General features: G+C 61.5%; 9 protein-coding genes. 6 read left to right on the forward strand and 3 right to left on the reverse strand.

Annotated features, from left to right (window positions below):
* Positions 1-84 precede the first annotated feature (84 nt).
* Positions 85-417, forward strand: coding sequence for a P-II family nitrogen regulator (locus OXI69_05695; GenBank protein ID MDE2665623.1), 333 nt, complete (start codon positions 85-87; stop codon positions 415-417).
* Between the two features lie 474 nt (positions 418-891).
* Here the strand turns inward: OXI69_05695 and glnE are convergent, their stop codons facing one another.
* Complete coding sequence (gene glnE / locus OXI69_05700) at positions 892-4,077, reverse strand: bifunctional [glutamate--ammonia ligase]-adenylyl-L-tyrosine phosphorylase/[glutamate--ammonia-ligase] adenylyltransferase (GenBank protein MDE2665624.1); 3,186 nt, start codon at positions 4,075-4,077, stop codon at positions 892-894.
* A 594-nt stretch (positions 4,078-4,671) separates the two neighbouring features.
* Between glnE and pyrR the strand changes: the two genes are divergently transcribed.
* The 3 genes from pyrR (at position 4,672) to OXI69_05715 (ending at position 7,575) form a co-directional block, all read left to right on the forward strand.
* Entirely contained in the window at positions 4,672-5,220 is a 549-nt protein-coding gene (gene pyrR / locus OXI69_05705; protein ID MDE2665625.1) for a bifunctional pyr operon transcriptional regulator/uracil phosphoribosyltransferase PyrR, read from the forward strand.
* 62 nt (positions 5,221-5,282) lie between these two features.
* Positions 5,283-6,245, forward strand: a complete 963-nt coding sequence (locus OXI69_05710; GenBank protein ID MDE2665626.1) for an aspartate carbamoyltransferase catalytic subunit — start codon at positions 5,283-5,285, stop codon at positions 6,243-6,245.
* 34 nt (positions 6,246-6,279) lie between these two features.
* The gene (locus tag OXI69_05715; protein MDE2665627.1) at positions 6,280-7,575 is read left to right on the forward strand and encodes a dihydroorotase; all 1,296 of its coding nucleotides are present in this window, start codon (positions 6,280-6,282) and stop codon (positions 7,573-7,575) included.
* 1 nt (position 7,576) lies between these two features.
* Here the strand turns inward: OXI69_05715 and OXI69_05720 are convergent, their stop codons facing one another.
* Both OXI69_05720 and OXI69_05725 read right to left on the reverse strand, forming a co-directional pair.
* On the reverse strand, positions 7,577-7,855 hold the full coding sequence (locus tag OXI69_05720; protein ID MDE2665628.1) for a YHS domain-containing protein: 279 nt from the start codon (positions 7,853-7,855) through the stop codon (positions 7,577-7,579).
* Between the two features lie 163 nt (positions 7,856-8,018).
* Positions 8,019-9,266 carry a chorismate synthase gene (locus tag OXI69_05725; protein ID MDE2665629.1) on the reverse strand — a complete coding sequence of 416 codons (1,248 nt, stop codon included), beginning with the start codon at positions 9,264-9,266 and terminating at the stop codon, positions 8,019-8,021.
* Positions 9,267-9,502: 236 nt separating this feature from the next.
* Here OXI69_05725 and OXI69_05730 point away from each other — a divergent pair, with 236 nt between their 5' ends.
* Positions 9,503-10,411: a carbon-nitrogen hydrolase gene (locus OXI69_05730; protein MDE2665630.1), complete on the forward strand. Its 909-nt coding sequence runs from the start codon at positions 9,503-9,505 to the stop codon at positions 10,409-10,411.
* A 111-nt stretch (positions 10,412-10,522) separates the two neighbouring features.
* The gene (locus OXI69_05735) at positions 10,523-11,455 is read left to right on the forward strand and encodes a TraB/GumN family protein (protein MDE2665631.1); all 933 of its coding nucleotides are present in this window, start codon (positions 10,523-10,525) and stop codon (positions 11,453-11,455) included.
* Positions 11,456-11,612: the final 157 nt, after the last annotated feature.

Consider the following 11,612-nt stretch of genomic DNA (forward strand, 5'->3'; position numbering starts at 1 on the left):
CGTGGTTCCCTCAAGCTGGATCTGGTGTAGTTGTTTGATTCGAAATTCGCTTTGCTGGTTACCGCTACGAGGAAGGGGAAATCCATGAAGCTCGTGAAATGCATCATTCGGCCGAACAAAGTAGAGGAAGTCCGGGAAGCTCTGTCCCAGGTCAATGTTTCCGGAATGACCGTATCGGAAGTACGCGGTCATGGTCGCCAGAAAGGCCATAAGGCCATTTATCGGGGCCGGGAATACAGCGTGACCCTTTTGCCCAAGATGATGATCGATTTGGTGCTGCCGGATGATCAGGTCGACGAGGTATTGAAAGTCGTCATTGAGGCCGCCAGAACCGGAGAGATCGGAGACGGCCGGATTTTCGTCCTTCCGGTAGATGAGGGATACAACATACGGACCGGAGAAAAGGACGTCAATTGACCCCATCATCCCGGTTCGACGGGAGTTCGGGGAAACGCTGACCCAAGGGTCCGCCCCTTCCCGGCCAGCGACGGGGTGCACGCCCGGACTTCCGCTCGGCAATGCTGCTTTCCCCGCTTCCCCCAACGCCAGGCCGGGGGATGAGTAGCGCCCTTCCGCAACGCACTGCCCTTCCAACAACCGCCAGCCACCTACCGCGCGGGCTAGTGTCCTGTTTCAGAAATAAAGTTACCATCTCCGATGGAGGTTCCACGGAGATACGGTCGGATTGAGAAATTCCATGCGTTTCAGAGAAACAGGCACCATTTTGCTTCCCCTCCCGGGAACCTCCAACGGCCCTACGGGTTCGGGCGGAACGGCGCCGTCTTCGTCGTCGCTCCTCCTCACAATGAAGGGGCATTGCATCGTCGTCGCTCCTAGAATCCGGCGCCGTTGCGCCCCGAAATATGGCAACTCTATTTCTGAAACAGAACACTAGTCCCCACCCAGCTTGGCCACGATTTCCCGGTAGTGGCGCCGGACGCGGCGGGTGGTTGCCAGGTAGTGGTCGGTGAAGGCTTCCGGGGATTGGCAGTAAGGAGTCTTGGGTTCCCCCAAAAGGAGAATCAGCTTGCGCAAGTGCTTTGGGTCTCGAGAGATCGTGGAGACGCCATCGGTGGCTGCAATTCGCAGTCTGTTCTCGAGCCGGCGCAGGAACCGGTAACCCTCCGACAGGTCGTGAAGCGCATCCTCGCCCAGTAGTCCCCGTCTTTCCATGCGAGCCATGGCCGTGAGCGTACGGGGGTTGCGGAGCTCGGGATACTCTCCTCCATACTTGAGCTGCAACAACTGGGTGGCGAATTCCACATCCTGCAAACCTCCGGCCCCGGCTTTCAAATGGAATCGGCCTTGCTGGGCCTCTCTGCCCAGCTCGACTTCCATGCGACCTCGTAGGTGAGCGATCTGAGAGACCTCCTCCGGTCTCAACTCCGGCTGATAGACGAACCCGTCAATCATGGCGCCGATCTGTCGTCGAATGCGGCGCCCACCCAAGATGAAGCGGTGGCGGGACAGCGCCAGGCGCTCCCAGGCTTCCGCCCGTGTGGCCAGGTATTCACGGTAGCGGGTTGCAGGAGTGACCAGATCCCCCTTGCTCCCCATGGGCCGCAGCCGCGTGTCTATGTGGTATATGGTTCCCTCGCCCTGCGACACCGAAAGGATCTCGTCGAGGCGCTCGACCAGGCGGACGCAGCGGCGCTGGCTCTCCCAACTGGCCGCGGCATCCGCGTCCGCATAGAAGTAGACCAGGTCCAGGTCGGAGTGGTAGCTGAGGTCGGCGCCGCCCATCTTTCCCATGGCCAGTACGGCCACCTGCTCGCGCGCCCAGCCGGTGAAGCCCGGGCCGAAACGGTCTTCCAGGCTTTCACAGGCCAGATCGAAGGCGGCCAGAAGGCAGCACTCGGCCAGGCCCGCCATCTGCTTCCCGACCTGGTCCCGGCTCAACTCGCCCAAGGCGTCCTTCATCCCGATTCGGAACATCTCGGTTTGCTGATAGCGTCTCAGACACCTGCGCTTTTCCCAGTCATTGCCGGCTTCCCGGAGCAGCGAGGCCAACTCGGTCGAGAAGCGTGCGAGTGTCTTCTGCCGTTTCAACCCCTCGGGGCGGACCAGGGTGTCGAAGAATTCGGGCCGTCTGCAGAGGAAGTCCGAAAGAAATCGGCTGGAGGCAAGCAGTCTCAGGAGCCGGGCCAGAACACCCGGAGACTCGTTCAGCAAGCCGTAGAGCGAATCCCGATCGCCCAGGGCGTCGGCGAAACTTTCGAATGCGGACAGGCCGGCGTCGGGGTCGGGGCTGGACTGCAGTTCGCTCAGCAGTCTCGGCATCAGGTTGGCCAGCAGGTTGCGCATCCGGGAGGGGGCATGAGCGAAGGAGGGGGCATCCCGCAACAGGGTGATCTGGTGGTAGGCGGTTCTCAGGTCTGAAAATCCCCGGGCGGCAAGCATCCGGTGGGCTTCCTGCTCCGCAAGTCCCGGATGGAGCACCAGCGCCGCCTCACGGATCTCGACGCCGGCAGCACCCCCTCGTCGCCAGGCCACCAGGTCTTCAAACATGCCGTGCACCAGCGCCGTGTGCCGGGCGTAGGTTTGCCGGAACCTGTCCACGGTTTCCGCGTCAGTGGAGCCGGCAATCCCCATGCGCCGGGCGCACTTGTAGAGGTCCTCTTCCTTCTCAGGCAATTCGTGCGTCTGGAAATGAAAGACCATCTGAAGCTTGTGCTCCAGGTCGCGCAGAAACTCGTAGGCTTCTCGCAAACCGCGATGTTCCCGGGTATTGAGGAACCGGGCCCGGTGCAGCGCCTCCAGGGCCTGCACCGTCTGCGCCTGCTGCAGGTGCGGATGGCGACCCCCGTAGATGAGCTGGAGCGCCTGGACGAAGAATTCGACTTCGCGAATGCCTCCCTCCCCCAGCTTGACGTGCCGCTCCTGCTTTCCCGTTGAACCCAACTTGGCGTTGATGCGGTTCTTGATCTCCTGAAGCTCCTCCAGAGAGGCAAAATCCAGGAATTTGCGGTAGGTAAAAGGTCGAAAGGTTTCGCAGAAGATCCGTCCCAGTTCCCTGCATCCGCCCACCGGGCGCGCCTTGATCAATGCCAGTCGTTCGAAGGTTTCCCCCCAACTGCCATAGTAGTTCCGATAGTCGTTCAGCGACGTGGCAACGTTTCCGGTGCTGCCTTCGGGCCGCAGCCGCAAGTCCACCCGATAGAAGGCTCCTTCAACGGTCGACTCCGACAGGGCTTGGGTGATCATGCGAGCCAGCTTGGTAAAGAATTCGCGGTTTGAGATGGTTTTGGCAGGACTGTTCGAGAGCGGAGCTTTCGAGCAGGCCTCCCCACCCCCGGTTTGGCCCTCCTCCCCGTCGTAGCAGTAGATCAAATCGATATCGGAGCTGTAGTTGAGCTCCTCCCCTCCCAGCTTGCCCATTCCCAGCACCGTAAAGCGGGCCTCCCTCATTCCGCCCCGGCCGTCGGGCGTTTGGGGAATTCCGTGCCGGCTCACCAGGCGGGCCCGGCAAATCTCGTATACGCAGTCAATGACGGACTCGGCCAGCCGAGACAGCTCCGTGGTAGTTCCGCCCACGTCGATGACCCTCAAAATATCGCGGGCGCTGATGCGCAACATCTCCCGGCGCTTGAAGCGGGCCAGAGCCCTCAATGGATCCTCGTCAGCCCAGCCCGGGGAGATGGCCTGGCGGGCTTCATTGCGATAGGAGGCCAGGGATTTGGGCCAGGGCGCGCCCAGCTCGTTCAGCAGCCAGTAGAAGGTCTCCGGGTCGCGAATGAGAATTTCGGAGGCGTAGCTGGAACAGCCGCAGATCAGGAGCACCGCCTCCAGGGCCTCGGCGGTGTCGCCCAGGAAGCCCAGGAAGTTCACCGGGTGGCTGACCACCCCCAGCAGGCGTTCGAAGTGGTTGAGAGCTCCGTCGGGGTCGGGTGTTTCCCGAACCACCTCCAGCAACTTGCCCAGCATGCGTGCCAGGGCCAGCCGGGTAGTCACGTCCTCCGCCATCAACTGCAGGTTGCGGTCGGCGGCTGCCGGGTCCGAGAATCCGAATCGGCCGAGGAATTCCGTCACCTCTTCCGTGGAAAGTTCGGGCGCCAGCAGCAGGTCTTCGGGCTTCATGGGTCTGGTGGGTTCGGTCCCGGAGAAACGATTGCGATATTAACCTGCATTCCTCTCCAACGGTAGGAGAAGTCGGTTCTCGGAAAGAGTAATCCACGAAGGGGCTCGAAGCCTCTTACGAACCTCGGAGACTGCCCCCCCTCCGGCTCGACTGCAGGCTGAATCTCCTAACTGGCGATCTCGCTAATTCCGTCCCCCCCACCGGTTCGACTGCGGGCGGGGCCCTTGTCTCACCGACTCCCCCTCAAGGGGGGAGTGATTCTTGAGGCCAGCACAAGGCTTATTGCCCGATTCCTCGGCGGGATGTAAATCATGTTCGCGGTCTAATGTATAAACGATGTTTGCGGTTTGTAACGCGAGAATCACTCCCCCCTGGAGGGGGAGTCGCAGAAGCCGAGCCGCAGGCGAAGGCTGATGCGGAGGGGGGCATACGCGACGCCGTAAAGCTACGGCTTCCTGAGACGCAGCGTTTATTTCAAACAAGAACTGCCGAGCCTGCCAATCCCGCGGCCGAGGTGACGGACCAGCGCCTGCTGTGGTAGTATTCGAGCGGTTTTGCGGTGAGCGGCAGCCGGCCAAATGATGATTAGTCTAATGGGACCGATTGAAAAAGAAGAACTTATGAGCTCCGATCAGATCGAGCGCACCATCCGCCGGCTGGCGCGGGAGATCCTCGACCACAACCGGGGTCAGCATGGATTGGCGCTGGTTGGCATTCGCCGCCGCGGGGTGCCGCTGGCGGAGCGTCTGGCCGGGGCTCTGTGGGAAATACAGGCTGTCAAGGTTTCGGTCGGTCATCTCGACATCAATCTCTATCGAGACGACCTTTCCTCGGTAGCCACCCAGCCGATCGTACAGAGCAGCGAAATCGATTTCCCGTTGGACCGGAAGATCGTGGTGCTGGTGGACGATGTCCTGTTCACCGGGCGCACCGTGCGGGCCGCCATGGACGCCCTGGTGGATTACGGCCGGCCCAAGGCCATTCAGCTCTGTGTCCTGATCGATCGGGGACATCGGGAGTTGCCCATCCAGGCCCATTTTGTGGGCAAGACGGTCGAGACCGACGCGGTGGAGATGGTGGAGGTCCGGCTCAAGGAGATCGATCGTCGCGAGGGAGTTCTGCTGGTTGAACCTGCTTCATGAGTCCTGAAGCCATTGCCTCAAAGTCCGGCGCGTCCACCCCACCCACCTCCCGGGGAGGCCCGGTGTCATTCAATGCCAAACACCTGCTGGGCATTGAGCCGCTGTCGGTGGATCAGATTCAATTGATCCTGGAGACGGCCAAGTCTCTTCGAGAAATCTCAACCCGTCCCATCAAGAAAGTACCCACGCTTCGCGGCAAGACCGTTATCAATCTTTTCTTCGAGGCCTCTACCCGGACGCGCACCTCCTTCGAGATCGCAGCCAAGCGACTCAGTGCCGACGCCATCAATATCTCGACTTCCTCCAGCAGCATTGTAAAAGGAGAGACCTTGGTGGATACGGCCAGAAACCTGGAGGCCATGGCCCCGGACGTCATCGTGATTCGACACTCTTCGGCCGGAGCCCCCCATCAACTGGCTGGAAGCTGTACGGCCTGCATCGTCAACGCGGGTGACGGGGCCCATGAGCATCCCACTCAGGCGCTACTGGACGCGCTCACCATTCTGGACCACAAGCCCGCCTTGAAGGGACTGAGGGTCGCCATCATCGGAGACATCGCCCACAGCCGTGTGGCTCGGTCCAATTGTCTGTTGCTGGGGAAGATGGGTGCCGGGGTGACGGTCTGCGGACCGCCGACCCTGCTCCCGGTAGGCTTCGAACGGATGGGCAGCGAAGACGGATCGCTGACCGTGACCGATCGAATGGACGAAGCCCTGGAGGGGGCCGACGTGGTGATGATGCTGCGCATTCAAATGGAGCGCCAGCGAGAGGCCTTCTTCCCCTCGGTGCGGGAATACTTCCGCTACTACGGGCTTACCGCCAAGCGCATGAGGTCGGCCAAGCCCGACGCCATCATCATGCATCCCGGTCCCATCAATCGTGGCGTGGAAATCGCGTCGGAGGTGGCCGACGGACCCTATTCGGTGATCCTGGGACAAGTGGCCAGCGGTGTGGCCATTCGAATGGCCGTGCTCTACCTGGTCATCGGAGGAAGGGAACAACCTCTGCGGGACCCCGAGGGGTGAGTGTTGGCGGCCGCAATCACTGGAGGAGTCAGGAATGTCATCCTTGCTGGTTAAAGGCGGAAGAGTGATCGACCCGGCGCAGGAGCTGGACCAGGTCAGCGATGTCCTGCTGGAGGACGGCAGGGTCAGCCGTATCGCCCCGGGCCTGCAGGCCCCGGGGATTCCAATCCTGGACGCCTCCGGGCTGGTCGTGTCCCCGGGTTTGATCGATATCCACGTGCACCTCAGAGAACCCGGCAGGGAGGACGAAGAGACCATCCAATCCGGTTCCGAGGCGGCAGCGGTCGGCGGCTTTACCTCCATCTGCTGCATGCCCAACACCAATCCGGTCAATGACAATCCCGCGGTCACCAGCTTCATCCTCAAGGAGGCTGAGCGTCTGGCCTTGACTCGGGTGTTTCCGATAGGCGCCATCAGCGTGGGCAGCGCCGGGGAGCGTCTGGCGGAAATCGGAGAAATGGTCAACGCGGGAGCCATCGGCATCAGTGACGACGGCAAAGGCGTGATGGACGGACAACTCATGCGTCGGGCGCTGGAGTATTCGCTGCCCTTCAAGATCCCCGTCATCGAACACTGCGAAGATCTCAACCTCTCGGCCCACGGCTGCATGAACGAGGGGTACCAGTCCACGGTCCTGGGCCTGAAGGGCATGAGTCGCACGGCCGAAGACGCCATGGCGGCTCGGGACATCATGCTGGCCGAATTGACCGGCGCGCACATCCACATCGCCCATCTTTCCACCCGTGGCGCAGCCGATCTGGTGAGGCAGGGAAAAAGCAAGGGAATTCATGTCACCTGCGAAGTCTGCCCCCACCACTTCACCCTCAGCGATGCGGCCTGCAGCGGCTACGACACCAACACCAAGATGAGTCCTCCCCTGCGAACCGAGGACGACATCGAGGCGTTGCTGGAAGCCATCGTCGACGGCACGGTGGATTGCATCGTCACCGACCACGCTCCACACAATCCCAACGAAAAGATGCTGGAATTCGACCAGGCACCCTTTGGAATCATCGGTCTCGAGACCGCCCTGGGCCTGGTCCTGACCCGCCTCTACCATCCCGGTCTCATCAGTCTCCGCCGTGTGGTGGAGCTCATGAGCACCCAACCCGCCCAACTGATCAACCAGCCGCTCGGCCATCTGAAATCAGGAAGCGCGGCCGACCTGACCCTGTTCGACCCGGACGCCGAATGGGTCTACGATCTCGGACAGACCAGGTCCAAAAGCCGCAATTCTCCCTTCCACGGAACGGCCCTCAAAGGGCGCGTGGCCGCCACCATCGTGGCGGGGAAGATCGTTTATCGGTGTCCGGAGTATTTCGAGGGTTGAGCTACCGGCTCTTCTGGAACTTCTCAAGGCATTCCGAGGAGCAGAAGTATTTGGTTTCTCCGCGGAAGGAGCGGCGCAAGGCGGAGTCGGTGTCGACGTAGGTGCCGCAGACGGGGTCCTTCTCCATGGTCCCCTGCTTGACGGTCGAACCGCGGGACCGGGAGGGGCCGGGATTCTCGAAGTTGGAGTGCCCCCGCATGGGCGCCAGGAACGCCCGCAGCACGCCCCGGACAAACATCAAGGCCGCCAGGAGAATGGCGAAGTAGAAGATCCATTTCATGGCAGATGCACACCCCCTGGAGAAATGCGAGCCTGACCCGCATGCCCTGAGTCTACCACCGATACCAAGGGCGTCAAGCGGCCGGCAGGGTCGCCCTGGGGCTTTCCTGACGGGCTGCCTTCGGTCCACCGGCAGGCGTCGCGGGACGGTCGGGAGGGTTGTTTCAAAAGAGCTGGTGGGACTTCAAGTCCAGCCGTTGAGACTGATGCATGAGCACCGCGTTCATCAACTCGATCGCCAGGCGCGACTCCAGTGTGATCCCGGCGCGGATGCCCACGCAAGGGTCATGGCGTCCCATCTTGAGCTTGAACTCGATCTCTTCCAGGTTTTTGCGGACAGACTGCTGGGGAAGCAGAATGGAGGAGGTTGGCTTGAACCCCACCCGGCAGATCAAGGGACTGCCGGTAGTCACTCCACCCAGCAATCCGCCGTGGTGGTTGCCCTGATAGCCTGAACGGCGGATGGGGTCGTTGTTTTGGCTGCCCCGACGCCCGACGGCTGCCGAGCCCGCACCGATCTCGCACGACTGAACGGCGTGCAATCCCCCCAAAGAACCCATCAGGCGCAGCTTCAGGCTCTGATAGAGTGGTTCCCCGACCAGCGGAGGCGGATTGACCGCCACCACCTCGATCGATGCTCCCAGGGAATCTCCCTTCTTGCGGGTTTCCCGGATGGCTTCGGCGGCGCTCCGGGCGAAGGCCGTGTCCAGCGCGTGGATCTCGGAATCCTCCAGGGACTTCTCCAGGCTTTCCAGGGTGTCCGCGGGACAGTTCCGCGAGCCGGGCTCCCGCAGGTCTTCGAGCCGATCGGCCAGGGTCAACGAGCTTTTCAACGGCCCCACCTGGCAGATGGATGACAGGATCACCGTGCGGAAATGTTCCCGAAGAAAGATCCGGGCGATGGAGCCGGCGATCACGTCGGAGATGGTGGACCGGTAGCTGGAGCGCCCCCCTCCTCTCGGGTCCGCGTAGCCTCGGGACTGGTGATGCTTGACCAGGTCGGTGTGTCCGGGGCGAACCTCCCCTTTAGGACCTGCAAACTGCTCATAGTCCTGCGGCCGCTTGGATGAGGAGAGCACCAGGGCCGCCACCGGTTCGCCGCTGCAGTAGCCCTCCTCGTAAGAGGGGACCGTAAGGGACTGGTCCGCGTCGCCGACCCGGATGGGGGCGCCGGCCGTCAAGCGGTCGGTATCCGCCTGGTACAACCCCGACAAAAGAATCAACCGGTCCTGCTCGCGGCGGGGGGTTCCATGCTTGCTGCTCCCCGGACGCCGCCGGTCCAGGTACCGCTGGATTCTCCCGCGGGAAATCCCGAGCCCGGGCGGGCAACCGAAGACGATGGTCGTGATGGCCGGACCGTGGGATTCTCCGGCGCCGGCAACCGCGTACAACGGACCACCCAGTATCTCCATCATAAACTCCTGGCAAGGCGTGGGATGCGCAAACTGACAAATGCCATATTATCACAAGTTTAGACGGATTCTTCCACCGGGTCGCCCGATTGCCCGTCAAAACGGACCGATCCTATGCACGGAGTTGGTCCGGTTGTCAGGGCTTGCAGGCACAAATGCCGGCCGTTGAAATTTCAAGGTCGGCCCCATATAGTGTCGCCGGCGACCGGGCAGGGAGGTGAGCCAAAAGCACTCGCATGACCAGGAAACAAACATTCTCCAAGGTAAAGGTGGGTCTTCTGCAGATGGCGAGCTGCCCCCAACCTCGAGACAATCTGGAGAAGGTTCGGGAGGGCATTGGCCGGGCGGCCGACCAGGGAGTTCAGATTCTTTGCCTGCAGGAGCTGTTCCGGTCACAGTACTTCTGCCAAACGGAAGACGACATCTTCTTCGATCTCGCCGAGCCGATTCCGGGCCCCACCACCGAGGTATTGTCCGGGCTGGCCCGACGACATCGAATGGCGATGGTGGTTCCACTGTTCGAAAGAAGGACGGCCGGTGTCTACCACAACACCGCCGTCGTCCTGGATGCGGACGGGGCCTTGCTGGGGAGCTATCGCAAGATGCACATTCCCGACGACCCGCTCTATTACGAGAAATTCTACTTTACGCCGGGGGATCGGGGTTACCCGACCTTCGAGACCCGCTACGGCAGCATCGGCGTGCTGGTGTGCTGGGATCAGTGGTATCCGGAGGCGGCCCGCCTGATCGCCCTGGGCGGGGCCCAGATCCTCTTCTTTCCCACCGCCATCGGATGGCACCCCTCGGAGAAACAGCAATACGGAGCCGCCCAGCAGGAGGCCTGGAAGACCATTCAGCGTTCCCATGCCATTGCCAACGGAATCTTCGTGGCATCGGTCAACCGCGTCGGTTACGAGCGCTCCCCGGAGGGTGAGGGCCTGGAGTTCTGGGGAGGTTCATTCCTGTGCGACCCGTTCGGTGTGGTGTTGACGGAAGCTTCCCGCAAGGAAGAGCTGGTGGTGGCGGAATGCGACTGGTCCCGGATTGAAGCGGTCCGGCGCCAATGGCCCTTCTTGCGAGACAGGCGCATCGACAGTTACGCGCCGATTGTCAATCGACTCCTCGACCATTCGCCGCCGGGTTGAACCGGGGAAAGCAATCCGGCGAAAAGAGCGGGCCGGGCGTGTTTGGGCTCGGCTACTGCCGGTGTGCCAAGTGTGTGAAAGAGGGACTACCCTCGGAAGGGAAAGGGATCGATGTCATTTTCTCAATGGACCACGGGCCGCAAGCCGAAGAAGGCTGTCCTCGCATGGTTGGCCATCGTTTTCGGCCTCAGCCTTGGGGCCGCCGCGGTAGCAGCCCAGGAGTCTCCAGCAACCCGGGAGACCTCCAGGAGCTGTTTGTGGCAAGCTTCTTCCGAGAAGGGCACCCTGTTTCTACTGGGCACCGTGCATTTGCTGAAACCCGGGACCCATATCGTCTCTCCGGCGGCGGAAGCAGCCTTTGAGCAAGCCCAAACGATCCTGCTGGAATTGGACCTGGACGAAGCCGAGTCGCCGGCAAGCCAGCAATTGTTCGCTCGGAAGGCATTGCTCCAGGGAGAGACGCTCAAGGCCAGAGTCTCCTCGGAGACCTTGGCCCTGGCCAAAGAGAAAACCGAGGCGATGGGACTGGCCTTTGATCGGCTTCGCAACCTCAAGCCCTGGTCTCTCAGTCTGAGCCTTACCCTCTTCAAATTGCAGACTCTGGGATTCGACCCCAAGCACGGCGTCGACCGCTATTACTTCGACCAGGGCAAGCAGGCGGGAAAGAAGATGGGTGCCTTGGAAACGATGGAGTACCAGTTGGACCTGTTCGATGGAATGTCCGACAGGTTGCAGGAGGAATTCCTTGTGCAGACGTTGGGCGAACTGGATCGCCTGGGGGAAGAAACGGAACAACTGGTGCAAGCCTGGTCCGGCGGGGAAGTCGAGGTTCTGGAAGAGTTGATGCAGAAGAGCTTCGAGGACTATCCCAACCTGTATCAGAGGCTGGTTGTCGATCGAAACAAGAACTGGGTGCTCCGGATCGAGCCCCTGCTGGATCGGCCGGGAACCACCCTGGTGGTGGTCGGAGCGCTCCACCTGGTAGGCGCGGATAGCGTTGTGGAACTCCTGAAAAAGCAGGGATACACCGTGAAACAGCTGTGAATCGGGATCGCCCGATCCCGTGAATCTGATGGGCCTGATTTCGACACCCGACGGGTACCCGCATATTTCACCAGGGGGCGTGATGATGGCGCAGGCATTTTTCCCTCAGCGCGTGCTCGGGAGCGAAGAGCGTAGCGGTCACTACGGTCGAGCGAGC

This window comes from Acidobacteriota bacterium (assembly GCA_028875575.1).
Lineage (GTDB): Bacteria > Acidobacteriota > Terriglobia > Versatilivoradales > Versatilivoraceae > Versatilivorator.

Coding starts and splice junctions, on each gene's coding strand:
- OXI69_05695 (MDE2665623.1), top strand. CDS start 85: ATGAAGCTCGTGAAATGCATCATTCGGCCGAACAAAGTAGAGGAAGTC.
- glnE (MDE2665624.1), bottom strand. CDS start 4,077: ATGAAGCCCGAAGACCTGCTGCTGGCGCCCGAACTTTCCACGGAAGAG.
- pyrR (MDE2665625.1), top strand. CDS start 4,672: ATGGGACCGATTGAAAAAGAAGAACTTATGAGCTCCGATCAGATCGAG.
- OXI69_05715 (MDE2665627.1), top strand. CDS start 6,280: ATGTCATCCTTGCTGGTTAAAGGCGGAAGAGTGATCGACCCGGCGCAG.
- OXI69_05720 (MDE2665628.1), bottom strand. CDS start 7,855: ATGAAATGGATCTTCTACTTCGCCATTCTCCTGGCGGCCTTGATGTTT.
- OXI69_05725 (MDE2665629.1), bottom strand. CDS start 9,266: ATGGAGATACTGGGTGGTCCGTTGTACGCGGTTGCCGGCGCCGGAGAA.
- OXI69_05730 (MDE2665630.1), top strand. CDS start 9,503: ATGACCAGGAAACAAACATTCTCCAAGGTAAAGGTGGGTCTTCTGCAG.
- OXI69_05735 (MDE2665631.1), top strand. CDS start 10,523: ATGTCATTTTCTCAATGGACCACGGGCCGCAAGCCGAAGAAGGCTGTC.